Raw genomic sequence first — 21,778 nt, forward strand, 5'->3', positions numbered from 1 at the left:
TGAGTGCTGAATTAAATTGAACCCTCCTGACGATGATTCTTTTTCAGCATAGAGAATTACGCAGGCATATCGCTATTTCTTGAGGTTTCAGAACGTTGCATGATTGGCCTACGTTGCTGCTGGCATCTTGCGCGATAGTCGTTCAAGGTCGCGGTATTTCAGGATTCAAGGAGCGCAGGTTGATGCAAGTTCAGGGTTATTTCGATCTCAGGTTCGAGGCGCTCAAAGAGGCGTTCACCGCGCTGTTCGACAACCCGCAGGAGCGCGGCATGGCGCTGTGCGTGCAGGTCGGTGGCGAGACCGTGCTGGATATCTGGGCCGGGGTAGCCGATAAGGATGGCCAGCAGGCCTGGCACAGCGACACCATCCTTAATCTATTTTCCTGCACCAAGCCCTTTACTGCCGTGACCGCGCTGCAATTGGTCGGCGAGGGCAAGCTGGAGCTCGATGCGCCGGTCGCCCGTTACTGGCCGGAGTTCGCGGCGGCCGGCAAGGACAAAATCACCTTGCGCCATCTGCTCAGCCATCAGGCGGGGCTGCCTGCACTGCATCAGATGCTGCCGGCCGAAGCCTTGTATGACTGGCCGGCGATGACCGCCGCGCTGGCGGCCGAACAGCCTTGGTGGCAAGTCGGCGAAGGCCATGGTTATGCGCCCATCACCTACGGCTGGCTGGTGGGCGAATTGCTGCGCCGCATCGAAGGCCGTGGCCCGGGTGAGTCGATAGCTGCGCGCGTTGCCAACCCCCTGGGGCTGGACTTTCATGTCGGTCTGGATGATGCAGAGTTCGACCGGGTGGCGCATATCTCCCGCGGCAAGGGCGGCGTTGGTGATGCGGCTGCCCAGCGCCTGCTCAAACTCATGATGAGCGACTCTGCGGCCATGAGTACTCGAGCGTTCACCAATCCGCCATCAATCATGACCAGCACCAACAAGCCAGAGTGGCGTCGAATGCAGCAACCGGCGGCTAACGGTCACGGCAATGCGCGCAGCCTGGCCGGTTTTTACAGTGGCTTGCTCGATGGCAGCCTGCTGGAAAGTGAGCTGCTCGATGAACTGACCCGTGAACACGCTGTCGGTAATGACAAGACCTTACTGACGCGTACCCGCTTCGGTTTGGGTTGCATGCTCGATCAGCCCGGGGAGGCAAACGCCACCTATGGCATGGGCCCGCGAGCATTTGGGCATCCTGGCGCGGGTGGTTCCTGCGGCTTCGCCGACCCGGATCGGGACGTGGCTTTTGGCTTCGTGGTGAACAATTTGGGGCCGTTCGTCTTGATGGACCCTCGTGCACAGCAACTTGCACGTGTTTTGGCAGATTGTTTGTAGGAAGCTCGGCTAAACTCCCGGTCTTAAAGGCTGTTTTAAATGCCCACACCGGTAATTACCGGTTTCTTTCGATTGTTCCGTATGTGGATGACCCATGCTCGCCAATAAATCTATCGCCTTCGTCCTGTGTCTATTCCTTGCCGGTTGCGCCGCTCCGGAGAAGAGTAAAGCGCCACTAGCGGTCGCCATGCCGGATCCGAAAATTACCCAGGCATGGCTGGATGATTACGAGCCGCGCCTGCGTGAAGCGATCAAGGGCAGTCACTTCGAATTGGAGCGGCGCGATAATTTGTTGGTGGTAACGGCCCCGGTGCAGGGCACTTTCAACCCTGACCGTCCATTCATGCTGATGCCGGTGACCCTTGGGCCAATCAGCCGGGTTGCCAAATTGCTGGAAAATGACCATGGCGTTGCCGTGCTGGTGATTGGGCATGCCGACACCAGTGGCGCCGCAGCGGCCAACCGCGAGCTAAGTCATGAGCGGGCCCGCGCCTTTACTGCGATTTTTCGGTTGAGTGGGCTGAAGCAGAATCGCCTGATGGTTAAAGGTATGGGCTCGGATATGCCGCGCGCCGCCAATGACAGCGTCGAGGGTCGTGCGCTCAATCGGCGGGTGGAAATTCTCCTGACCTCGCATGACACCATGCAGGCGCTGGTTGCCAAATACAGCCAGCCCGCGCCGGCTGCTGCACCGACGTTGGTCGCCGTCACTGGCAAACAGCAAGGCACTACCGATCCGGTGGCAGGCAAGTAGATCCTTGCCTTGGATCAAGCCAACTGAGTTGTGTCCGGGTAAGCTAGGCAGCCTCCGTTCTCGAGGGCTTTGCAATGACCCAGATCCTGGCTGATATGCGCCGCGACTACATCCGTGATGGCTTGAGTGAGGCGCTAGCGCCTGCCGAGCCATACAGCTTGTTCAGGCAATGGTTTGCTGATGCGGTAAAGACCGAGCAGCCTCCTGTTGAACCCAATGCAATGACCCTTGCTACTGTGGATGCAGAAGGCCGTCCGCACTGCAGGGTGTTGTTGCTGAAGGGGTTGGACGAGCGCGGTTTTACTTTCTTCAGCAACTACGACAGCGCCAAGGGTGAGCAATTGGCTGCCAGGCCTTTTGCTGCCATGACCTTTTTCTGGCCAAGTCTGGAGCGCCAAGTGCGCATCGAGGGCCGGGTAGAGCGTGTTACTGCCGCAGAATCCGATGCCTATTTTCAGGTGCGTCCGCTAGGCAGCCGTCTGGGCGCCTGGGCTTCACCGCAAAGCCAGGTGATCAAGGATCGTGAGGCGCTTGAAACGCTTCTGGCGCACGTAGAAGAGCGTTTTCTTGACCAGGCACCACATTGTCCGCCGCATTGGGGCGGTTATCGTCTTCTGGCCGAGCGTGTCGAGTTCTGGCAGGGGCGCACCAGTCGTCTGCATGACCGCCTCAACTACCGGTTGCACGATGATGCCTGGAGTCGCGAGCGCCTGGCGCCCTGATTGCGCCGAGGCGTCCTGCAAAAGCCCGGCCGCGCTGTCTCGTTGAGTAACTCGCGACTGATTGCGCTCGCCGCGGCTGGTTGGCGCGGCGCAACACCGGTCGGCTGTCGCTGCGCTCCGAGCGGATCGTTGTACGCTGCGGTATCTTCCTTCGGGCTTCGGGCGCCTGGCTTTCACGCCAGGCCGCGCGATTTTCTTGCAAGCTCTCAGGGCGCTTGGTAACCGGCAGCCGCCCGTTCCAGCCAGCCATGCAGCTCGCGACGTTTGACCTTGCCAGCCTTGGCTTCGGCCAGACGCTGGAGCATGAACGCTTTCTTTGTGGCGTCTGTGCCGGCTAGGGACAAAGCCAGGTCACGGTCAGCCCAGCGTTTGATGCGCACGAAAAGCCACCAGTGGAAGTAGAGTCCGGCACAGGTCAGGCTTGCGATGATGAAGTAGTCCATGGGTGTTTCCTCCTTCGGCAAAGGCTAACCGATAGCCTAACCTGACTAGAAGTAGACACGTTGTCGCGCGGGGGTTTTTCCGAGGACAGGATGACAGTTGCGCGGTTTGCCGGTCTAATGAGCAATATATTGGAAACGGAGGAGTTCTCATGCGTAAGCCATTTGCGTTGGTTACAATTTTTGCGGCATTAGCTCTAACTCTGGGCGGTTGTGCGTCAAGCCTGACGGGTGATACCTATTCCCGCGCTGAAGCCCGCGCCGTACAAACCGTGCGCATGGGCACCATCGAAGCCCTGCGTCCGGTGCAAATTGAAGGTACCAAGACGCCAATCGGAGCAGGTGCCGGTGCGGTAGTCGGCGGTGTGGCGGGCAGTGGGATTGGCGGTGGTCGTGGCAGTGCTGTCGCGGCGGTGATCGGTGCCGTGGCGGGTGGTTTGATCGGTGCAGCGACCGAAGAGGGCTTCACCCGCACTCAGGGTGTGGAAATCACCGTGCGTGAGGATGATGGCACTATGCGCGCCTACGTTCAGGCCGTTGAAGAAAACCAAGTCTTCCGGGTTGGTCAGCGTGTCCGCATCATGACCGTCAACGGCACCAGCCGCGTCGCCCCGTAACGCATGTCCAAGCCGGATCAGCACTAGCTGGTCCGGCTTTTTCGTGTGTGTCATTCAGTGATTCTTTCTGGTCGCCTTCACCCGCTGGCTGGCAGTTAAGTGACGGTATCGTGTCAGTTCATGTAGTGTTGCGCGCTTGGGTTTTCAACGGCCAGTCACAGTCTGACAATCCCTGTGGTCTGCGATTTTGGTAATACTTCTATTCATGACGGCGTATCCATAGATATGGATAATCGCCAAATTATCTTGTGCCGACAAAGACTTAGCTGGTTTTAGCCAGCTAAGGTGAGTGTCGGCAGAGCACTTCAGGGCATGCGTACTACCCGTAGCCCTGAAATTATCACTGGCCTTCTGGCCAGGCAGCAGGCGTAGATCTGCCATTACAAGAAGGTATGCACGGCGCATGACGGAGAATCGTCGGCATGCGTCGTGCATAGCAGTTTGGACGCTAAGCGTTGGCCATGACGTGGCCAGCGGACTTGCAAAAAAGGGGTTTTGTGTATGGCGCTTGCGCTAATTGTCGCCTTGCCATTTTTGGGGCTGTTCCTGCCACTGTTGGCAGAGCGACTGGGCCGTTCGGCGTGTGCAGCGGCTGCCGGGGTAGCACCCTTGGCCGCCCTGATCCTGCTGCTGTCGCAGCAGTCTTCGGTGTTTGCCGGTGAACTACTCAAGTTCAAGGTGGAGTGGCTGCCGGCTCTGGGTCTGAATCTGAGCTTTCGCCTCGATGGGCTGGGCTTTCTGTTCGCCCTGCTGATTCTCGGCATCGGTCTGCTGGTGATTCTCTACGCCCGCTACTACCTGGCGAAACAGGAGCCGATGGGCCGTTTCTTCGCCTTTCTGCTGCTGTTCATGGGAGCCATGCTCGGCGTGGTGCTCTCGGAAAACCTGCTGCTGATGCTGATGTTCTGGGAGCTGACCAGCCTGTCGTCGTTCCTGCTGATCGGCTTCTGGAGCGGTCGTTCGGATGCGCGCAAGGGTGCGCGCATGGCCCTGGTGGTGACGGGTGGTGGCGGCCTGGCGCTGCTCGCCGGGATTCTGCTGCTCGGCCATATTGCCGGCAGCTTCGAATTGTCCCAGGTGCTGGCCGCCGGCTACGCGATTCGCGCCCACGAACTCTACCCGCTGGCCCTGATCCTGGTGTTGCTCGGCGTATTCACCAAATCGGCGCAATTCCCCTTCCACTTCTGGTTGCCCCACGCGATGGCGGCGCCCACCCCGGTGTCGGCTTACCTGCACTCGGCGACCATGGTCAAGGCTGGGGTATTTCTGCTGGCACGACTGTACCCGGCGTTGGCTGGCTCGGATTGGTGGTTTTACCTGGTGAGCATCACCGGCCTGGTGACCCTGTTGTATGGGGCCTGTATGGCCCTGTTTCAGCACGACCTCAAGGGCCTGCTGGCCTATTCAACGATCAGCCATCTGGGCTTGATTACCTTGCTGTTCGGCCTCGATACACGCCTGGCGGCGGTGGCGGCGGTGTTCCATATCATCAACCACGCGACCTTCAAGGCGTCGCTGTTTATGGCAGCGGGGATCATCGACCACGAAACCGGCAGTCGCGATATGCGGCGCATCAACGGACTATGGAAGTACATGCCGCATACGGCGGTGCTGGCCATGGTGGCGGCCTCTGCCATGGCCGGTGTGCCGCTGCTCAATGGCTTCCTGAGCAAGGAAATGTTCTTTACCGAAACCCTCAACCAGCACTTGCTGGGCAGTTTCAGCTGGGTGATTCCGGCCGGCGCGACCCTGGCCGGGGTGTTCTCGGTGGCCTATTCGCTGCGCTTTATCCACGATGTATTCTTCAATGGCGAGCCGGTCAACCTGCCGCATTTCCCGCCCCATGAGCCGCCGCGCTATATGAAGGTGCCGGTGGAGGTTCTGGTATTCCTCTGCCTGCTGGTCGGCATCGTGCCGGCCTACACCGTCGCGCCGCTGCTGGCGGTGGCCGCCGCCTCGACCTTGGGCGGGCCGCTGCCCGAGTACAGCCTGTCGATCTGGCACGGCTTCAATCTGCCACTGCTGATGAGCTTTATCGCCCTGTTCGGCGGCATCCTGGTCTACACCTTTCGCCAGCCGCTATTCCGCTGGTATGCCGGGCTACCGCAGCCAGATGCCAAGCTGGTGTTCGAGAAGGCGGTACAGAAACTCGTCGCTGTGGCCGCAGTAATTACCGGGTTCCTCGAAAGCGGTTCCCTGCAGCGCTACCTGGCGCTAATTCTGCTGGCCTCGCTGGCGGTTGTGGCGGTAGCGCTGGGGCCGTTGTCGAGCCTGCAAGGGCCGCTGGCCATGAGTCCAGTGGATGCGGTGACGGGCCTGAGCATGGGTATGCTGTCGCTGTCAGCGCTGATCACCGTGGTGTTCCACCGCCGCCGCCTGGTGGCCTTGCTGATGCTCAGCGTGGTCGGCCTGCTGGTGGCCCTGGCTTTCGTGCGCTTCTCCGCACCGGATCTCGCACTGACCCAGTTGTCGGTGGAAATGGTCACCATGATTCTGCTGATGTTGGCGCTGTTCTTCTTGCCAGCCTACACCCCGAGCGAATCGAGCAGCCTGCGCGGGCTGCGCGACTTTGTCCTGGCCAGCGGCTTTGGCACCCTGGTGGCACTGCTGGTCTATGCGGTGCTGAGCCGACCTTATGAGTCGATCTCCCACTTCTTTATCGACAACAGCGTCTCCGGGGGCGGCGGAACCAACGTGGTCAACGTGATTCTGGTGGACTTCCGCGGTTTCGATACCCTGGGCGAGATCAGTGTGCTGGCTATCGCCGGGGTCGGCATCTATGCCTTGCTCGGTGGCCTGCATCTGTTCCAGCCCAAGCAGGACGCCGAAGGCCATGAGTGGGCGCGGGACCGTCATCCGCTGATTCTGGCCACCCTGTCGCGCCTGTTATTGCCTTTGGCGCTGCTGATTTCCGCCTTTATCTTCCTGCGCGGGCACAACCTGCCGGGCGGCGGCTTTATCGCCGGGCTGATCACCTCGGTCGCGCTGATCCTGCAGTACGTGGCCAACGGTGTGCAGTGGACCCGCTCGCGCCTGGCGCTCAATTACCACCAGATGGCTGGCGGCGGTGTGATGTTGGCCGGGGCTACCGGGCTGGCCAGCGGGTTGTTCGGTTACCCGTTCCTGACCACCACTTTCGGTCATTTCAATATTCCGCTGGTGGGTGAGGTCGAGCTGGCCAGCGCCATGCTCTTCGATTTGGGGGTCTACCTGACTGTGATAGGCGCAACCCTGCTGATTCTCGCCAACCTGGGCAAGCTGACCCAGGACGATGCAGCCACGGAGGTGCACTGATGGAAGCTTTATTTGCCGTAACCCTGGGCATTCTCACCGCCAGCGGCGTTTATTTACTGCTGCGCGCGCGCACCTTTCCGGTGGTGATGGGGCTGATCCTGTTGTCCTATGCGGTCAACCTGTTCCTGTTCGCCATGGGCCGCCTGCAGACCGGCATGCCGGCAGTGATCGGCCGCAGTGCCGAGTACGCCGACCCCTTGCCCCAGGCCCTGGTGCTCACGGCCATTGTGATCGGCTTCGCCATGACCGCGTTTATCCTGGTGCTGTCGCTGCGCGGGTTGGGTGAGCTGAAAACCGATCATGTCGATGGCGAGGAGCCGAAAGCATGAATCACGCTTTGATTCTGCCCGTACTGTTGCCGATGTTTGTCGGCAGTCTGCTGTTGTTTGCCGCACGCCTGCCTCTGGCCCAACAGCGCATGCTGTCAGTGCTGTCGACCGTAGGGTTGCTGCTGGTCAGCGTGTGGCTGCTGCGTCTGGCCGATGGCGGACAACTGCACAGCTATGCCCTGGGTAACTGGCAGGCTCCGTTCGGCATCATCCTGCTGCTCGATCGCCTCAGCGCGCTGATGCTGGCGGTTACCGCAGTGCTGGCGCTGTTTGCGGTGCTCTATGCGGTGCGCGGCGACGACACCCGCGGCAGCAACTTCCACGCCTTGTTCCAGTTCCAGTTGATGGGCATCAACGGGGCCTTTCTCACGGGAGATCTGTTCAACCTGTTCGTGTTCTTCGAAATCCTGCTGATCGCCTCCTATGCCCTGCTGCTGCATGGTGGCGGTGCCGATCGGGTACGTGCCGGGATTCATTACGTGGTGCTCAACCTGCTCGGTTCCTCGTTGTTCCTGATTGCCGTGGGCATGATGTACGGTATCGCCGGTACCCTGAACATGGCCGATCTGGCGGTCAAGGTGGCAGCGGCTTCAGACGATGATGCCGCACTGCTGGGCGCGGCCGGGTTATTGCTGCTGGTGGTATTCGGCCTCAAGGCGGCGTTCCTGCCGATGTACTTCTGGTTGCCGCGGGCCTATGCCGCAGCCAGCGCGCCGGTGGCGGCGCTGTTCGCGATCATGACCAAGGTCGGTCTGTACTCGATCATGCGCGTGTATATCCTGATCTACGGCGAACAGGCCGGCAGCATCGCCAATCTGGCATCCGACTGGTTGTGGCCGCTGGCCTTGCTGACGGTGGTCTGTGGTGTGTTTGGCGCGCTGGCGGCGGTCACTCTGCAAGGGCTTCTGGCTTACCTGGTGGTGGTTTCGGTGGGTACCTTGCTGGCGGGTATTGCCTTGGGCACCCCCGAGGCCTTGAGTGCAGCGCTGTTCTACCTGGTACACAGCACCTGGATTACCGGCGCGCTGTTTTTGATCGTCGACCTGATCGCCCGTCAACGCGGCGAGAAGGGCGGCAAGCTGGTGCAGGGTCCGGCCCTGCTGCAACCGCTGATGCTCAGTGCGTTGTTCTTTATCGGCGCTATTGCGATTGCCGGTCTGCCGCCGTTTTCCGGCTTCCTCGGTAAGCTGCTGCTGTTGCGGGCGGTGGAGCCCGGGCTGCAAGCGCTGCTGTTATGGCCGGTACTGCTGCTTGGCGGCTTGCTGACCCTGGTTGCCTTGAGCCGGGCTGGTAGTACGGTGCTCTGGCGCACCGGTCGGGACGTGCTGGGCTGTGCCGAGAGGGATATCGGTCGCACCTCGGCCGCCATTGGCTTACTGCTGATGGTCGTGCTGCTGCTGCCCTTTGCCGCGCCGCTGCTGAATTATATCGATGCCACGGCAGCGCAATTGTTCGACCTTGGCCCCTATATGCAGCTGGTATCCGCGGGAGCGCCATCATGATCACGGTATTTGCCAATCGCTGGTTGCCGCAGCCCCTGCTCAGCCTGTTTCTGATGTTTATCTGGCTGCTGCTGATGAACGACCTCGGTCTTGGTCACTGGTTGCTCGGTGCGCTGCTTGGCTGGGCGATCCCGCAACTGACCCAGGTGTTCTGGGTGCGTGCGCCGCGGTTGTACAAGCCGGTCAAGCTGTGCCTGTTCTTCCTGCGCATTCTTGGCGATATCATCTTCGCCAATCTGCAGGTAGCCAAGTTGATCCTCGGTTCCAGCGACAAGCTGCGTCCGGCTTTCGTTGAGGTCCCGCTGGAGCTGGACGACGACCTGGCGCTGACCATGCTCGCCAGCATCGTATCCCTGACGCCTGGTACTGTTTCCGCCGACCTCAGCGACGACCGCAAGACCCTGCTGGTGCATGGTCTGGATGTGGCCGACGAAGATGCCCTGATTGCTGAGATCAAACAGCGCTACGAGGCCCCACTGAAGGAGGTATTCACATGCTCTACTACGTGATTCCCCTGTGTTTGGCGATCATGACGGCAGCCCTGGTGCTGACCCTGCTGCGCCTGATCAAGGGCCCCGATTTGCCAGACCGGATCCTCGCCCTGGACACCCTGTACATCAATGCCATCGCCCTGATCGTCTTGTTCGGTATCTGGCTGGGTTCGGATCTGTATTTCGAAGCGGCGCTGCTGATTGCCGTCATGGGCTTTGTCGGCACCGTGGCGGTTGCCAAGTATCTGCTGCGCGGCGACATCATTGAGTGAGAACGAGTTTACGATCTGCTGCGCGTCGGCCCTGCTGCGTTAAAAACAGGCTCGGAATGCTCATTTACAGCTCGTAAACTCCGCTTCCTCGCCTGTTTTTGCCTTGCATGGCTCTAGCTCGCGAGATCGTAAAAACGTTCTACGGAGATTGCTTAATGAATATTTGGATTGAAGCACTGGTCTCGATCAGTCTGTTGATCGGTAGCCTGTTCGCCCTGATCGGCGCGCTGGGTCTGTACAAACTGCCCGACTTTTATATGCGCCTGCACGGCCCGACCAAGGCTACAACCCTCGGGGTGGGCGGCATGGTGGTGGCATCGATGATCTATTTCAGCAGTCAAGGCAATGGCTTCAGCCTGCATGAGCTGCTGATTACCTTGTTCCTGTTTATCACCGCCCCGGTAAGCGCCCACATGCTGGCCAAGGCCGCCTTGCAGCAAAAACTGCGCCTGAGCGACAAGACCCGCGGCCGCCCCTGGGAGCAGTAGGGCGGCGAGCAGTCCAAGCTTCTCGTGGGGTGGATGACGCTTCATCCATCCACCAACTGCGCTGGTGGATGATAAAGGCCTCAGCTACGCGCCCCGATCCACCCTGCACAGCTACCGTAGCCCGGATGCAATCCGGGAGCGGCTTGCGCGGAGTGCCCTCACCTGTCGCACAGTTCGCGCGCCTGACTGTATCTGTCTGCTCCGAGCAAGCCCCTCTACACTCCAGCTTTTAGACGGAGGTGGCTATGGACGGGCAGGGCAGGCGGGTGGCGGTTATCTGCCTGGTGGTGGCCATGGCGCTATGGGGCAGCTCCTTTATTGCCCTGAAAGTGGCCTTCGCCGAGTTGCCCGCGATGTGGGTGATCTTTGGCCGTATGGCGCTGGGCAGCCTGGTGTTTCTGCTGGCCTGGCGCTGGCGTGGGCGCATGCACTACCGTCAGGGTGACTGGAAATACCTGCTCGGCCTGGCGGCCTGCGAACCCTGCCTGTACTTCCTCTTCGAGGCCCTGGCGCTGCAGCATACCAGTGCGTCCCAGGCAGGCATGGTCACCGCGTTGCTGCCGCTGCTGGTCGCCGTCGGTGCCTTTATCTTTCTGCACGAGCGCATTGCCCGCACCACCCTGGCCGGTTTTCTCCTCGCCCTGTTCGGCGCTGTCTGGCTGAGTCTTGCCGGCAGCGCCGATGAGCACGCACCTAACCCCTTGCTGGGCAACTTCTTCGAGCTGCTCGCCATGCTCTGTGCCATGGGCTACACCCTGTTGCTCAAGCACCTGTCGGCGCGTTATTCACCCTTTCTGCTGACGGCCATGGTGGCCTTTGTCGGCACTTTGTTCTTTCTGCCATTGGCGTTGCTTGGCGAGCCGCTGCCAGCACAGGTCAGCCCGCTGGGTTTGGCGGCAGTGGCGTACTTGGGTGTGCTGGTGACCGTGGGCGCTTATGGGCTTTACAACTTCGGCGTCAGCCGTCTGCCGGCCAGCCAGGCCTCTGGTTTTACCAACCTGATACCGGTGTTCACCCTGGTGTTCGCCATGTTGTTGCTTGGTGAGCGTCTGAACAGCATGCAGCTGTTCGCCGTCCTGCTGGTATTTGCCGGGGTGGCGTTGAGCCAATGGCGCAGTGGCACGGCACAGCCTGCGGGCGTACTTGATTAAGGAACTGAGATGAGCGCAGCACGACAATGGGCCCGCGAGGCGATCCGGATTATCGAGGCGGATTTCCAGCGCAGCGCCGACACTCACCTGATCCCCCTTGAGCTGCCCGGCTTGCCCGGCATTGAGCTTTATTTCAAAGACGAGTCCAGTCACCCCACGGGCAGCCTCAAGCATCGACTGGCGCGTTCGCTATTTCTCTATGCCTTGTGCAATGGCTGGTTGAAGCCCGGCGCGCCGGTGATCGAGGCCTCCAGCGGCTCCACTGCGATCTCCGAAGCGTATTTTGCCCGCCTGCTGGGCATACCCTTTATCGCGGTGATGCCCGCCACCACGTCGAAGGAGAAGATCGCACAGATCGCTTTCTACGGTGGGCAGAGCCATCTGGTGGCCGATCCGACGCAGATCTATGCCGAATCCGAACGCCTGGCCCAGGAGAGCGGCGGGCACTTTATGGATCAGTTCACCTATGCCGAGCGCGCCACCGATTGGCGCGCCAACAACAATATTGCCGAATCGATTTTCCAGCAGCTGCGCTGCGAACGCTTTCCTGAGCCGAGCTGGCTGGTTTCCAGTCCGGGTACCGGCGGCACCCTGGCGACGCTGGGCCGCTATGTGCGCTACCGCCGCCACGCCACCCGGGTGCTGTGCGCCGATGCCGAGCGTTCGGTGTTCTTCGATTATTACCGTACTGGCGACGCCAGCCTGACGCTGGACTGCGGCTCGCGTATTGAAGGCATCGGCCGGCCGCGCGTCGAGGCCTCGTTCTTGCCGACGGTAATCGATGCCATGTGCAAGGTGCCGGATGCCCTGTCCCTGGCGGCCATGCATTACCTGGCCCAGCGCCTAGGTCGGCGCGTCGGTGGCTCCAGTGGTACCAATCTGGTGGGCGCGCTGCTGGTGGCGCAGCGGATGGTCGCAGCCGGCGAATCCGGCTCGGTGGTGACGATTCTCTGTGATGGCGGCGAGCGTTATGCCGGCAGCTACTATGACGATAGCTGGCTCAGTGCCCATGGCTTCGAGCTGGCCCCGCTGATCGCGGCGGTCGCCGCCTGCGCCGAGCGTGGCGAGCCTTTGCCGGGTGAATTGCCAACAGCCGGCCTCTAGCAGCCTGTCGGACTTAGGACTGGCCTACTGCGAAAGCCTGGATCAAATCCAGGGGCGATGTTCGGCGCACAACCGCTCCCGGATTGCATCCGGGCTACAAGAGCCTCGTAGATGGGTTATGGAACAGACCAAGCCCGGATGAAATTCGGGGGAGATTGCCGCCAACCCAACACCGCCGCAGATTGCGTTCGAGCGACCAGAACCGGGGGCTTTCTGAAAAAGGCAGGGTAAATGAGCGATTTCGACATACGCCAAACGCAGGCTTGGGATATCGATAACCTCTGCGCCTTGATCTTCGAGCACGGCCCCAACCCCCGGAATTACCTGCCCCGCGACCACCTGCAAGCTATCGCCGACGGCGCGGTGCAGGCGGTGTCGGCCGAGCGTGATGGCGAGTTGCTGGGCTTTGTCAGCTACCAGTTATCCAGGCACTTCGAGCGCTATCAAGCCGAGGCGCGCCGCCCCCGTGGTTCGCGCCGCACGGTCTGTCACGTGCAGGTGCATCGCCACAGGCTGGTGTGCGCGGCGCACCCTACGGGATCAGGTGTCGGCGATCCCCAGCATATCCCGCGCCAGGAATTCGGCGACGCGAATGCCGTCGACCCCGGCGGAGAGGATGCCGCCGGCATAGCCCGCGCCTTCGCCAGCCGGGTATAGGCCCTTGACGTTGAGGCTCTGCATAGTCGCGTTGCGAGTGATGCGCAGGGGCGAGGAAGTGCGCGTCTCGATGCCAGTGAGTACCGCGTCGTGCAGGGCGAAGCCTTTGATCTGCTTGTCGAAGGCTGGCAGCGCCTCGCGGATCGCCTCGATGGCAAAGTCAGGCAATGCCAGGGCCAGGTCGCCGAGTTTGACCCCCGGCTTGTAGGACGGCTCGACGCTACCCAGTTCGGTCGAGGGGCGTCCGGCGATAAAGTCGCCGACCAATTGCCCCGGTGCCTCATAGGTGCTGCCGCCGAGCAGGTAAGCCTGAGACTCCAGGCGCTCTTGCAGCTCGATGCCGGCCAGCGGGCCGCCGGGATAGTCCTGCTCAGGAGTAATACCGACGACAATACCGGCGTTGGCATTGTGCTCGTTGCGCGAGTACTGGCTCATGCCGTTGGTCACCACGCGGCCGACTTCCGAGGTGGCTGCGACCACGGTGCCGCCCGGGCACATGCAGAAGCTGTAGACCGAGCGGCCATTTTTGGCATGGTGCACCAGCTTGTAGTCGGCGGCGCCAAGCTTGGGGTGGCCGGCGTACTTGCCCAGCCGCGCGCGGTCGATCAGCGACTGTGGATGCTCGATGCGAAAGCCCACCGAAAACGGCTTGGCTTCCATGTACACACCGCGCTTGTGGAGCATGCGGAAGGTGTCGCGTGAACTGTGGCCCAGCGCCAGGATCACGTGACGGCTGCGGATCTGCTCGCCGTTGTCGAGCACCACGCCGAGCAACTGGTCTTCCTCGATCAGTACGTCGCTGACCCGCTGCTGGAAGCGCACTTCGCCGCCCAGCGCCTTGATCTCCTCGCGCATGGTGGCGACCACGCCGGTGAGGCGGAAGGTGCCGATATGCGGCTTGCTGACGTAGAGGATTTCTTCGGGTGCGCCGGCCTTGACGAACTCCTGCAGCACCTTGCGGCCCAGGTGCTTGGGGTCTTTGATCTGGCTGTACAGCTTGCCGTCGGAGAAAGTGCCTGCGCCGCCTTCACCGAACTGCACATTGGACTCGGGGTTGAGTACGTTCTTGCGCCACAACCCCCAGGTGTCCTTGGTCCGCTGGCGCACTTCGGTGCCGCGTTCGAGCACGATCGGCCTGAGTCCGGCCTGGGCCAGGATCAACGCAGCGAAGATCCCGCAAGGGCCGAAGCCGACCACCAGAGGCCGCTCTTCAAGGCTTTCTGCGGCGTGGCCCACCGGTTTATAGGCCGTGTCCGGCGACGGACCGATATGCCGGTCATCGACAAACCTGGCGAGCAGCGCCGCTTCGTCGCGCACGCTACAGTCGACGGTGTAGATGAACTGCAGCTCACTGGACTTCTTGCGCGCGTCATAGCTGCGCTTGAACAGGCTGAAGTCGAGGAGCTCACCGTCTTCAATTCCCAGGCGCTGGGCGATAGCCGGGCGCAGGGCCTCGATGGGATGGTCGAGGGACAGCTTGAGTTCGGTGATGCGCAGCATGTGACAATCCAGGATCAGGGCCGGAGGCAACCCGGCAACTTTTGAAGGCGGCGATTATAGGCGTTATTAGGCTGCGATGGGCACGTAGCAGTGCAGGTAACCGATGACTCACTCGTTACGCGCGCCACCGAAGTAGGCGCAGCCGCGCATCACCTCACCATTGAGGCGCAGTTCGGCAGACATGTGTTGCACGGCGCCGCTCATGCTGTCTACACAGCGCTGCGGCGCAACCCACAGCACCAGGCGTTGGCCATTGGCGTCACTGCTCAGGTTAAGGCGGCCTTCCGGGAGTTGCTCTTCCAGATAGGGCAAGGCCAGCGGCTCCTCGCCAACCCGGTTGAGAACCAGGCCCTGGCTGCTGACGGTTACGCTCCAGCCTGGCTCCTGGCCGCTGGCATGCACAATGATGCGCTTGAAGTTAGGGGCGTCGCAGCCCTGGCCTTCGCGTTGCAGGCGGTACACCTGGCTAAGCGTCAATTGACCCTCTACATCGGTACGCTGGCTGGCCGCCAACTGTCCGCGCAGGTCGGCAAACAGCGGGCCTGGGCCGTCGGCCAGCAATTCTGACGTGTCGCGCATGATGCCGGTCGTGCCGTCATTGGTGATTACAAACCGTCGCTGCTCCTGGCAGGGGCGAAACAGCAACTGCCCGGCCTCCAGGCTCAGCTCGCCTTGCAGGCGGGTATGCTGGGGCGAATCGGTCTTGGGTTTTTCGCTGAACACCTGGCAACTGGCAAATAGCGGCAACAGGGCAAACAATAAAATACGGCTGGCGTGCATCGAGGCTCTCCTGGCAAGAGCTGTCACGGTACGCAGGCACATGGACGATCACAAGGGCGGGCGCGCGCGGAAAACGCTCGCCTACCGAGTGCCTCGATGCGCTGTTGAGCCGCCGAGCTGGATAGCGCTCGGCGGTAGGCGAGGCAGGCAATGCTTCTGACGATTAGCCAGCCAGGCCGACATAGACGTTCTGCACATCATCGTGGCTGTCGATGGCCTCAAGAAAGGCTTCGACCTCTTCCATTTCGGCGTCCGACAGGCTGGTGACCGGGTTCTTCGGACGGTAGCCAAGAGTGGCCGAGTTGACTGTGAAACCCTGGTCGGGCAGGGCGCGGCACACTGCATCGAGATCGGTCAGTTCGGTGATGAACAGGGTGTTGCCCTCATCGGACGGCTCGAAATCCTGCGCGCCGGCTTCGATGGCAGCCAGTTCCGGGTCGGCGCCGCTGTCGCTGGAGGCTTCGATCAGGCCGACGTGGTCGAAGTCCCAGGTGACCGAGCCGGAAGCGCCCATCTGGCCCTTGCGGAACAGCACGCGGATCTCGGCCACGGTGCGGTTGATGTTGTCGGTCAGGCATTCGACGATCACCGGCACTTGGTGCGGCGCGAAGCCTTCATAGGTGGTGCGCTCGAAGTGGACGGTTTCCCCGGTCAGCCCCGCGCCTTTCTTGATTGCCCGCTCCAGAGTGTCCTTGGGCATCGAGGCTTTTTTCGCCTGATGCACGGCCAGGCGCAGCTTGGGATTCATGTCCGGGTCGGCGCCATTGCGCGCGGCGATCATGATTTCTTTCACCAGTCGGCCGAAAATCTTGCCTCTGGCGTTGGCGGCGGCTTCTCTAGGTTTGGCTTTCCATTGTGCGCCCATGCGGATTCTCTTGGTCTGTGCGGGTGGGGACGTAGCCGGCCGTGAGGCGTTGCCGGTGATGTCCGCCCAGACGAGCAGCGGCCAGCGACAAACCCGGCTACGGAGTTAGTCGGCGGATTTTAATCGCTCCGTCAGCGCCTGGCACCCTTTGATTGTCATGGCCGCTTAGCAGGCGCTAGCTTGTCCTGGCGCAACTGACGGCTCGATGCCCTGGTCTATGCTTGTCGTGGATCACTAGAGGAGACAGGTTATGCGCAAGATATTGGTTGCATTCGATGGTTCGGACAGCTCGAAGCGTGCGTTGCAGTACGTCATCGACTTCGCCCGTGATCACGCCGCGACGCTGGAGGTGCATCTGCTCAATGTGCAGCATGAGCCGGTGCTGTATGGCGAGTACGTGACTGGCGAGATCATCGACCAATTGCAGCAGTCACTGCTGACCAGCGCCGCTCAGACCCTTGAGTGGCCAGCCGATCAACTGAAGGCAGCCGGTATCAGCTACAAGGCGCACACCGCGCTCGGCAATGTCGCGGCGCAGGTGCGCGAGTTTGTCGGTCAACTGGGTTGCGACACCGTGGTGATGGGGACGCGCGGCATGGGCAGTTTCACCGGCATGCTGCTGGGCTCGGTGGCTGCGCGGGTGATACATGAAGTGTCGGTGCCGGTGCTATTAGTGAAGTAACCGCAAATCGCCGGGCGTTGCGTCAGGCGGCGCCGGCCTATGCTTGAAATGAATCAGCAAAGGAGACGTGTGATGCGCAAGATACTGCTTGCCTTCGATGGTTCGGACAGCTCGAAACGTGCCCTGCAGTACGTGATCGACTTCGTCCGTATGCATGCCGCAACGCTGGAGGTGCACCTGCTCAACGTGCAGCATGAACCCGCGATATATGGCGAATACATCAATCAAGAAATGCTCGGCAATATGCGTAATTCCCTGAAAGCGGCGGCCAATGAGGCGCTCGACTGGCCCGCAGGCCAATTGCAGGCGGCAGGTATTAACCATGAAAAGCACACGGCCTTTGGCAACGTGGCCGAGCAAGTAGGCATTGCCGCCAAGCATCTGCAGTGCGACACCGTAGTGATGGGCACGCGCGGCCTGGGCAGTTTCACCGGCATGCTGCTGGGCTCGGCGGCGACACGGGTCGTGCATGAAGTGTCGGTGCCGGTCTTGCTGGTGAAGTAGTCAGCCAGCCTCGCGCAACCTGAGGGCGCAGTCGCGGCGGCGCGCGGCGGACTGTGCGGCTGTTTTGCTGAGCGACTGTATGTGCAGGTGATTTGCCGGCGCTGTTCTAATGGCTGCTCACCCGGAAATAAAGATGAGGAAGCGCCATGTCGCCCAAGGATCTACTGTTGGCGCTGGTCGTGATCATCGTCTGGGGCATGAATTTCGTGGTGATCAAGATCGGCCTGGATGACATGCCGCCGATGTTATTGGGGGCGTTGCGGTTCATGCTCGCCGCCTTTCCGGCGATTCTGTTCATCAAGCGCCCGCAGATCCCGTTGCGCTGGCTGCTGCTCTACGGCGCGACCATCTCGCTCGGCCAGTTTGCCTTTCTGTTCTATGCCATGTCGGTGGGCATGCCGGCTGGTCTGGCTTCGCTGGTGCTGCAATCCCAGGCGTTCTTCACCCTGTTGTTCGCCGCACTGTTTCTCGGCGAACGCCTGCGCATGGCCAACCTGTTCGGGTTGTTGGTGGCGGCGGGAGGCTTGTTGCTGATCGGCCTGCAGGGTGACCGGTTGATGACCCTGGCCGGGTTTGCCCTGACCATTTGTGCCGCCTCGATGTGGGCACTGGGCAATATCGTCACGCGCAAGCTGGGCAAGGTGAACCTGGTTGGCCTGGTGGTCTGGGGAAGTCTGATCCCACCGCTGCCATTCTTGGCGCTGTCCTGGTTTTTGGAAGGCCCAGAAGTGATCGAGGCTGCATTGCGCGGCATCAACCTGAATTCGATCCTGGTGCTGATCTACCTGGCCTTCGGGGCGACCATTCTCGGCTACGGCCTGTGGAGTCGCCTGCTGTCGCGCTACCCGGTCAGCCAGGTGGCGCCCTTCTCGCTGCTGGTGCCGGTGGTGGGGCTTACGTCTTCGGCGCTGCTGCTCGACGAACGCCTCGGCCCGCTGCAAGTGCTCGGCGCGCTTCTGGTCATGCTCGGTTTGCTGATCAATGTGTGCGGCGGCTGGCTGTACGGGCGCCTGCGCCTGGCCTGAGAGCCCGCTAGTGCGCGCGGGCCCAGCCCTGCTGTGAATAGCGTGGGGCGTTTTGCGGGGGCCAGCTGGTTAGCGCTTACCCATGGAGCGACGGGTGCCATTCGGTGCCGGGCCGATCTTCTTTTCATGGGCGGACTTGTTGCCCTTCAGGTGCCAGGCCTGACCATCATTCTTGCCCGAAGCGACGGCAGCCGCTGAAAACAGCGAGGCAAAGCCTGGCAAACCGGCTTTTTTAGCTGGGGCAGACTCGTTGGTTGCGGCGCTGCCTGCTTCAACTTCGGCAGTCTGGGCGGCAAGCGTTGGGTCAGGCGAGTGAGTATTGGTCATGAAAGGTCCGCGGCTGCCGAGAGAAAAGTGGGGCGCGAGTATACCTGTCTATTCGCCGCGACCCCATTCCGTTGATCGCACCCAGGTGCGCTGCGCGCACGAGCGGCGCGGCGACTTCAGGGTTTACCGGGCAGCGCGTTTGCGCCATACCCCGTTATCTAGCGCGTGGGGAATCTAGACTGCGGGCAATCTGTAGGGCGGTTCGGGGGGGGGCTGCTGGGCGGGAAACACGGGGTGTACGCTGCGGCGTTGCGCTCGTCAGGCGGGGCAGGGTGAGCGTACCTGTGCCTGGCACAGGTACGCCTCAGGCAATCAGTCCTGGCGGCTGGTCACTTCCAGCAGGTGGTAACCGAACTGGGTTTTCACCGGGCCTTGCACGACATTGATCGGGGCGCTGAATACCACGGTGTCGAATTCCTTGACCATCTGGCCCGGGCCAAACGAACCGAGATCGCCGCCGCTACGGCTGGACGGGCAGGTGGAGTTGTCTTTGGCAACCTGGGCGAAGTCGGCGCCGCCTTCGATAGCGGTTTTCAGTTCGATGCACTTGTCTTCGGATGCAACCAGGATGTGGCGGGCAGTGGCTTTGGCCATGGGGAATTACTCCTTTTCAAATAAGCCGCAAAGATTACCGTAATCAGGGCGCCATTAAAACGGTGGGGCATGCTGGCGCAGCTGTTCAAGCACCTCGCGGCGGATAGTGCGCGGCTGAAGCCATTCGCGGGCATGTGCAGGGGCTTGATCTTGTAGGGTGCGCCGTGCGCACCAAGGCCAGTTGCAGATTGGTGCACTCTACCCATTGCAGCCTCATGCCGCCCCAGGCGTGCATGCACCGCGCCCGCGCCCAACCGCTGGGTCACAGGGATGCAGGTAATTTCTGCTCCGCGCTGGCTACGTGGATTGCTTGATTGATCTGCTCAGCTGTAGCGCCGGCATTGCCGAGCATGCGCCGAGTCCGCATCATGGGCACCATCAGTTTGAAGGAGGTTTGCATGGGCGTCAGATCGTGTGTGCCGGGTTTCGCGGCGTTGTCGCTGGGGGTGTTGTTCAGTGTTGCTGGCTACGCGGCCGAAGAGGGGCAACTGATCGAGGCGATCAATACCTACCGCAGCGAGGTGCAACGCTGCGCGGGGCGAGCGTCCGAGGAGCTGCCTCCACTGGCGTTTGATTCACGTCTGGTGCTGCCGGTCGCGGGTGGTGGTGATCTGCAGCAGATGTTGAGCGCGGCGGCCTACCCTATTGTTAACGTGCGAGCGATTAGCCTCTCCGGGCCGCGTGATGCGTTGGCGGCGATGAAGGTGCTGCAAGAGAGCTTCTGCCAGGTTTTGCTGGATCCGCAGTTTGTCGATATCGGCGTGAACCGGATGGATCGCGACTGGCGCATCGTAGTGGCGCGGCCGCTGCTGGTCGGGCGTCTGGGCGATTGGCAGGCGGAAGGGCAGAAGCTACTCGCCCAGGTCAATGCCAAGCGTGCGCAAGCGCGCCAATGCGGCGCCCAGTCCTTTGCTGCGACAACGCCACTGGTATGGAATGCCACGCTGGGCATGGCCGCTGAAACGCACAGTCGGGCCATGGCCAACGGCAACTTCTTCGCCCATACCGGCAGTGACGGCCGCACCCCAGGTGACCGCGCCGAACTGGCGGGTTACAGCGCTCAGCAGGTTGGCGAGAACATCGCCGCCGGCCTGGACGCTTCGAGCAAGGTCGTCGACGGCTGGCTGGCCAGCCCTGGTCATTGCGCCAACCTGATGAACGCGCAATTCAGCGAGCTTGGCGCAGCCTATGCGGTCGACCCGAAAAGCGATGCGGGCATCTACTGGACAGCGCTGTTTGGCACTCCGCTTTAGCCTCAATCAAAGACCTGCATAAGCGCTGCATCGCCAACCAGAGCCGCCTCGGCAGCGCTGGCTAGCCGTGCAGCCAGGCTTCGGCCTGCTCCTCATCAGCCCACTCGAATGCCTTGATCTGCAGGCCTGGGATCAATGCACCCTCGACCTCGCTGGCGGTTCTCACCCACGCCTTGTCAGCAACCACTGCCATGCGCTCGAAACGTCGAACAAAGCGCAATAGTTGCGGGATACGTGACAACTCGACGGCCACCGCGCCCAGAGTAGGCAGCGCAAAATCGCCAATTCGATAGAGCATCAGGCCATGCTCAATGCCTTCCGATTGCCGGCTCAGCTCATCCAGTGCGACGCGCATTTGTGCGCTGTCGAGCTTGCCGGAGAACTCAACATCAATGCGGTTCTTGCCGTTGCGCAGTACTTTGAACATAGCGACGTCTCCACAGGATTGATATTTCAACCATACGCCTCGCGCCTGCACGGTTTAAAGAACAGGTTATCCGCAACGTTCGGGTCGCGGCGCCAGTCGCCTATGCGCGTTAGCTTACAGACGCTCTTAATGATCGCGTGTACGGTCTTTTTTTACTGCGCGTGAGAAAAACGCGCGCGAAAAAATTCGATCAGGTTGTTAACTGGAGTACTTCATATGAAGCTTTTCAAGCTTGTTTCCGCCGGCGTTCTGTTCACTGCCCTGGGTTTGAGCGGTTGCTCAGGCATGACTCATCAAGAGAAGAACACCGCGGTCGGCGCTGCAGTTGGCGGCGTGGCGGGCAATGTGCTCTGCGGTGGCGTGCTCTGCACCGGCGCCGGTGCCGTGGTGGGTGGCGTGATTGGTCATGAGGTCAGCAAAGACAAAGATAAGAAGTAAGTCAAACCGCCCCAAAATGCCTGATCTGCCTGCCACACGCGCACCGTATTGATCGAGGGAGCAGGCGGCAAACAGGTAATGCCACCTCTCGTTGCAATGCTGTTCACTTAAGCCAAGTGAGCAGCATTTTTTTGTAGCCCGGATGAAATCCGGGGGAAGTCTGGCGCTTGATAATCGCTCCCGGATTGCATCCGGGCTACGGGTGGGTGCATGGCTACGGCAGGCGCCCAGAGA

At 61.2% G+C, this 21,778-nt stretch carries 26 protein-coding genes; 18 read left to right on the plus strand and 8 right to left on the minus strand.

The genetic code is table 11. From position 1 onward, the window contains the following. The first annotated feature begins 182 nt into the window (after positions 1 to 182). The 3 genes from Q8K09_RS17940 to pdxH all read left to right on the plus strand — a co-directional run bounded on the left by Q8K09_RS17940 (position 183) and on the right by pdxH (position 2,804). Positions 183 to 1,328 carry a serine hydrolase domain-containing protein gene (locus Q8K09_RS17940; protein WP_305256344.1) on the plus strand — a complete coding sequence of 382 codons (1,146 nt, stop codon included), beginning with the start codon at positions 183 to 185 and terminating at the stop codon, positions 1,326 to 1,328. A 94-nt stretch (positions 1,329 to 1,422) separates the two neighbouring features. After that, on the plus strand, positions 1,423 to 2,082 hold the full coding sequence (locus Q8K09_RS17945; RefSeq protein WP_305256345.1) for an OmpA family protein: 660 nt from the start codon (positions 1,423 to 1,425) through the stop codon (positions 2,080 to 2,082). 74 nt (positions 2,083 to 2,156) lie between these two features. Continuing rightward, entirely contained in the window at positions 2,157 to 2,804 is a 648-nt protein-coding gene (gene pdxH / locus Q8K09_RS17950) for a pyridoxamine 5'-phosphate oxidase (protein WP_305256346.1), read from the plus strand. 206 nt (positions 2,805 to 3,010) lie between these two features. Here the strand turns inward: pdxH and Q8K09_RS17955 are convergent, their stop codons facing one another. After that, positions 3,011 to 3,247 (minus strand): hypothetical protein, encoded by a 237-nt coding sequence (locus tag Q8K09_RS17955; RefSeq protein WP_305256347.1) that lies wholly within the window; start codon positions 3,245 to 3,247, stop codon positions 3,011 to 3,013. Positions 3,248 to 3,396: 149 nt separating this feature from the next. Here Q8K09_RS17955 and Q8K09_RS17960 point away from each other — a divergent pair, with 149 nt between their 5' ends. From Q8K09_RS17960 to Q8K09_RS18005, 10 genes are all read left to right on the plus strand, one after another. Then, on the plus strand, positions 3,397 to 3,861 hold the full coding sequence (locus Q8K09_RS17960) for a glycine zipper 2TM domain-containing protein (RefSeq protein WP_305256348.1): 465 nt from the start codon (positions 3,397 to 3,399) through the stop codon (positions 3,859 to 3,861). 501 nt (positions 3,862 to 4,362) lie between these two features. After that, positions 4,363 to 7,155, plus strand: a complete 2,793-nt coding sequence (locus Q8K09_RS17965) for a monovalent cation/H+ antiporter subunit A (RefSeq protein ID WP_305256349.1) — start codon at positions 4,363 to 4,365, stop codon at positions 7,153 to 7,155. Further along, positions 7,155 to 7,484 (plus strand): Na+/H+ antiporter subunit C, encoded by a 330-nt coding sequence (locus Q8K09_RS17970; RefSeq protein WP_305256350.1) that lies wholly within the window; start codon positions 7,155 to 7,157, stop codon positions 7,482 to 7,484. The genes Q8K09_RS17965 and Q8K09_RS17970 overlap by 1 nt, the downstream gene beginning before the upstream one ends. Next, positions 7,481 to 8,986: a monovalent cation/H+ antiporter subunit D gene (locus Q8K09_RS17975; protein ID WP_305256351.1), complete on the plus strand. Its 1,506-nt coding sequence runs from the start codon at positions 7,481 to 7,483 to the stop codon at positions 8,984 to 8,986. The genes Q8K09_RS17970 and Q8K09_RS17975 overlap by 4 nt, the downstream gene beginning before the upstream one ends. Continuing rightward, positions 8,983 to 9,495, plus strand: coding sequence for a Na+/H+ antiporter subunit E (locus Q8K09_RS17980; protein ID WP_305256352.1), 513 nt, complete (start codon positions 8,983 to 8,985; stop codon positions 9,493 to 9,495). The genes Q8K09_RS17975 and Q8K09_RS17980 overlap by 4 nt, the downstream gene beginning before the upstream one ends. Beyond that, positions 9,480 to 9,749, plus strand: coding sequence for a K+/H+ antiporter subunit F (locus tag Q8K09_RS17985; protein WP_305256353.1), 270 nt, complete (start codon positions 9,480 to 9,482; stop codon positions 9,747 to 9,749). The genes Q8K09_RS17980 and Q8K09_RS17985 overlap by 16 nt, the downstream gene beginning before the upstream one ends. 155 nt (positions 9,750 to 9,904) lie before the next feature. Next, positions 9,905 to 10,237, plus strand: a complete 333-nt coding sequence (locus tag Q8K09_RS17990; RefSeq protein WP_305256354.1) for a Na+/H+ antiporter subunit G — start codon at positions 9,905 to 9,907, stop codon at positions 10,235 to 10,237. Positions 10,238 to 10,482: 245 nt separating this feature from the next. After that, the gene (locus Q8K09_RS17995) at positions 10,483 to 11,388 is read left to right on the plus strand and encodes a DMT family transporter (protein ID WP_305256355.1); all 906 of its coding nucleotides are present in this window, start codon (positions 10,483 to 10,485) and stop codon (positions 11,386 to 11,388) included. A 9-nt stretch (positions 11,389 to 11,397) separates the two neighbouring features. Then, a complete protein-coding gene (locus Q8K09_RS18000) occupies positions 11,398 to 12,492 on the plus strand; it encodes a PLP-dependent cysteine synthase family protein (protein WP_305256356.1) in 1,095 nt (364 codons plus the stop codon). A gap of 231 nt (positions 12,493 to 12,723) precedes the next feature. After that, complete coding sequence (locus Q8K09_RS18005) at positions 12,724 to 13,149, plus strand: hypothetical protein (protein WP_305256357.1); 426 nt, start codon at positions 12,724 to 12,726, stop codon at positions 13,147 to 13,149. Here the strand turns inward: Q8K09_RS18005 and Q8K09_RS18010 are convergent. The 3 genes from Q8K09_RS18010 to Q8K09_RS18020 form a co-directional block, all read right to left on the minus strand. Continuing rightward, positions 13,033 to 14,649 carry an NAD(P)/FAD-dependent oxidoreductase gene (locus Q8K09_RS18010; protein WP_305256359.1) on the minus strand — a complete coding sequence of 539 codons (1,617 nt, stop codon included), beginning with the start codon at positions 14,647 to 14,649 and terminating at the stop codon, positions 13,033 to 13,035. The two genes, Q8K09_RS18005 and Q8K09_RS18010, sit on opposite strands and share 117 nt — an antisense overlap. Before the next feature lie 108 nt (positions 14,650 to 14,757). Further along, on the minus strand, positions 14,758 to 15,429 hold the full coding sequence (locus tag Q8K09_RS18015; protein WP_305256360.1) for a COG3650 family protein: 672 nt from the start codon (positions 15,427 to 15,429) through the stop codon (positions 14,758 to 14,760). Between the two features lie 163 nt (positions 15,430 to 15,592). Next, positions 15,593 to 16,294, minus strand: coding sequence for a YebC/PmpR family DNA-binding transcriptional regulator (locus tag Q8K09_RS18020; protein WP_305256361.1), 702 nt, complete (start codon positions 16,292 to 16,294; stop codon positions 15,593 to 15,595). 250 nt (positions 16,295 to 16,544) lie between these two features. Here Q8K09_RS18020 and Q8K09_RS18025 point away from each other — a divergent pair, with 250 nt between their 5' ends. The 3 genes from Q8K09_RS18025 to Q8K09_RS18035 all read left to right on the plus strand — a co-directional run bounded on the left by Q8K09_RS18025 (position 16,545) and on the right by Q8K09_RS18035 (position 18,505). After that, positions 16,545 to 16,976: a universal stress protein gene (locus Q8K09_RS18025; protein WP_305256362.1), complete on the plus strand. Its 432-nt coding sequence runs from the start codon at positions 16,545 to 16,547 to the stop codon at positions 16,974 to 16,976. Positions 16,977 to 17,048: 72 nt separating this feature from the next. After that, positions 17,049 to 17,480, plus strand: a complete 432-nt coding sequence (locus tag Q8K09_RS18030) for a universal stress protein (RefSeq protein WP_305256363.1) — start codon at positions 17,049 to 17,051, stop codon at positions 17,478 to 17,480. Positions 17,481 to 17,626: 146 nt separating this feature from the next. Continuing rightward, positions 17,627 to 18,505 carry an EamA family transporter gene (locus Q8K09_RS18035; RefSeq protein ID WP_305256364.1) on the plus strand — a complete coding sequence of 293 codons (879 nt, stop codon included), beginning with the start codon at positions 17,627 to 17,629 and terminating at the stop codon, positions 18,503 to 18,505. 69 nt (positions 18,506 to 18,574) lie between these two features. Here Q8K09_RS18035 and Q8K09_RS18040 read toward each other — a convergent pair whose 3' ends face one another. The 3 genes from Q8K09_RS18040 to Q8K09_RS18050 form a co-directional block, all read right to left on the minus strand. After that, a complete protein-coding gene (locus Q8K09_RS18040; RefSeq protein ID WP_305256374.1) occupies positions 18,575 to 18,832 on the minus strand; it encodes a hypothetical protein in 258 nt (85 codons plus the stop codon). A gap of 312 nt (positions 18,833 to 19,144) precedes the next feature. Then, positions 19,145 to 19,426 (minus strand): peptidylprolyl isomerase, encoded by a 282-nt coding sequence (locus Q8K09_RS18045; protein WP_305256365.1) that lies wholly within the window; start codon positions 19,424 to 19,426, stop codon positions 19,145 to 19,147. A gap of 262 nt (positions 19,427 to 19,688) precedes the next feature. Beyond that, positions 19,689 to 19,826 (minus strand): hypothetical protein, encoded by a 138-nt coding sequence (locus Q8K09_RS18050; RefSeq protein ID WP_305256366.1) that lies wholly within the window; start codon positions 19,824 to 19,826, stop codon positions 19,689 to 19,691. On the opposite strand from Q8K09_RS18050, the gene Q8K09_RS18055 reads away from it, so the two are divergent. Continuing rightward, positions 19,825 to 20,679, plus strand: a complete 855-nt coding sequence (locus tag Q8K09_RS18055; RefSeq protein ID WP_305256368.1) for a CAP domain-containing protein — start codon at positions 19,825 to 19,827, stop codon at positions 20,677 to 20,679. The two genes, Q8K09_RS18050 and Q8K09_RS18055, sit on opposite strands and share 2 nt — an antisense overlap. Before the next feature lie 61 nt (positions 20,680 to 20,740). Here the strand turns inward: Q8K09_RS18055 and Q8K09_RS18060 are convergent, their stop codons facing one another. After that, the gene (locus Q8K09_RS18060; protein ID WP_305256369.1) at positions 20,741 to 21,106 is read right to left on the minus strand and encodes an STAS/SEC14 domain-containing protein; all 366 of its coding nucleotides are present in this window, start codon (positions 21,104 to 21,106) and stop codon (positions 20,741 to 20,743) included. Positions 21,107 to 21,322: 216 nt separating this feature from the next. Here Q8K09_RS18060 and Q8K09_RS18065 point away from each other — a divergent pair, with 216 nt between their 5' ends. Continuing rightward, a complete protein-coding gene (locus Q8K09_RS18065) occupies positions 21,323 to 21,544 on the plus strand; it encodes a glycine zipper 2TM domain-containing protein (RefSeq protein WP_305256370.1) in 222 nt (73 codons plus the stop codon). The last annotated feature ends 234 nt before the right edge of the window (positions 21,545 to 21,778 follow it).

Origin of the sequence: Pseudomonas sp., assembly GCF_030683065.1 — a bacterium.
Taxonomy (GTDB): domain Bacteria; phylum Pseudomonadota; class Gammaproteobacteria; order Pseudomonadales; family Pseudomonadaceae; genus Aquipseudomonas.

Bases quoted from the DNA above. Each gene is read 5' to 3' on its own strand.
- Q8K09_RS17940 (WP_305256344.1), top strand. From the start codon at position 183: ATGCAAGTTCAGGGTTATTTCGATCTCAGGTTCGAGGCGCTCAAAGAG.
- Q8K09_RS17945 (WP_305256345.1), top strand. From the start codon at position 1,423: ATGCTCGCCAATAAATCTATCGCCTTCGTCCTGTGTCTATTCCTTGCC.
- pdxH (WP_305256346.1), top strand. From the start codon at position 2,157: ATGACCCAGATCCTGGCTGATATGCGCCGCGACTACATCCGTGATGGC.
- Q8K09_RS17955 (WP_305256347.1), bottom strand. From the start codon at position 3,247: ATGGACTACTTCATCATCGCAAGCCTGACCTGTGCCGGACTCTACTTC.
- Q8K09_RS17960 (WP_305256348.1), top strand. From the start codon at position 3,397: ATGCGTAAGCCATTTGCGTTGGTTACAATTTTTGCGGCATTAGCTCTA.
- Q8K09_RS17965 (WP_305256349.1), top strand. From the start codon at position 4,363: ATGGCGCTTGCGCTAATTGTCGCCTTGCCATTTTTGGGGCTGTTCCTG.
- Q8K09_RS17970 (WP_305256350.1), top strand. From the start codon at position 7,155: ATGGAAGCTTTATTTGCCGTAACCCTGGGCATTCTCACCGCCAGCGGC.
- Q8K09_RS17975 (WP_305256351.1), top strand. From the start codon at position 7,481: ATGAATCACGCTTTGATTCTGCCCGTACTGTTGCCGATGTTTGTCGGC.
- Q8K09_RS17980 (WP_305256352.1), top strand. From the start codon at position 8,983: ATGATCACGGTATTTGCCAATCGCTGGTTGCCGCAGCCCCTGCTCAGC.
- Q8K09_RS17985 (WP_305256353.1), top strand. From the start codon at position 9,480: ATGCTCTACTACGTGATTCCCCTGTGTTTGGCGATCATGACGGCAGCC.
- Q8K09_RS17990 (WP_305256354.1), top strand. From the start codon at position 9,905: ATGAATATTTGGATTGAAGCACTGGTCTCGATCAGTCTGTTGATCGGT.
- Q8K09_RS17995 (WP_305256355.1), top strand. From the start codon at position 10,483: ATGGACGGGCAGGGCAGGCGGGTGGCGGTTATCTGCCTGGTGGTGGCC.
- Q8K09_RS18000 (WP_305256356.1), top strand. From the start codon at position 11,398: ATGAGCGCAGCACGACAATGGGCCCGCGAGGCGATCCGGATTATCGAG.
- Q8K09_RS18005 (WP_305256357.1), top strand. From the start codon at position 12,724: ATGAGCGATTTCGACATACGCCAAACGCAGGCTTGGGATATCGATAAC.
- Q8K09_RS18010 (WP_305256359.1), bottom strand. From the start codon at position 14,649: ATGCTGCGCATCACCGAACTCAAGCTGTCCCTCGACCATCCCATCGAG.
- Q8K09_RS18015 (WP_305256360.1), bottom strand. From the start codon at position 15,429: ATGCACGCCAGCCGTATTTTATTGTTTGCCCTGTTGCCGCTATTTGCC.
- Q8K09_RS18020 (WP_305256361.1), bottom strand. From the start codon at position 16,294: ATGGGCGCACAATGGAAAGCCAAACCTAGAGAAGCCGCCGCCAACGCC.
- Q8K09_RS18025 (WP_305256362.1), top strand. From the start codon at position 16,545: ATGCGCAAGATATTGGTTGCATTCGATGGTTCGGACAGCTCGAAGCGT.
- Q8K09_RS18030 (WP_305256363.1), top strand. From the start codon at position 17,049: ATGCGCAAGATACTGCTTGCCTTCGATGGTTCGGACAGCTCGAAACGT.
- Q8K09_RS18035 (WP_305256364.1), top strand. From the start codon at position 17,627: ATGTCGCCCAAGGATCTACTGTTGGCGCTGGTCGTGATCATCGTCTGG.
- Q8K09_RS18040 (WP_305256374.1), bottom strand. From the start codon at position 18,832: ATGACCAATACTCACTCGCCTGACCCAACGCTTGCCGCCCAGACTGCC.
- Q8K09_RS18045 (WP_305256365.1), bottom strand. From the start codon at position 19,426: ATGGCCAAAGCCACTGCCCGCCACATCCTGGTTGCATCCGAAGACAAG.
- Q8K09_RS18055 (WP_305256368.1), top strand. From the start codon at position 19,825: ATGGGCGTCAGATCGTGTGTGCCGGGTTTCGCGGCGTTGTCGCTGGGG.
- Q8K09_RS18050 (WP_305256366.1), bottom strand. From the start codon at position 19,826: ATGCAAACCTCCTTCAAACTGATGGTGCCCATGATGCGGACTCGGCGC.
- Q8K09_RS18060 (WP_305256369.1), bottom strand. From the start codon at position 21,106: ATGTTCAAAGTACTGCGCAACGGCAAGAACCGCATTGATGTTGAGTTC.
- Q8K09_RS18065 (WP_305256370.1), top strand. From the start codon at position 21,323: ATGAAGCTTTTCAAGCTTGTTTCCGCCGGCGTTCTGTTCACTGCCCTG.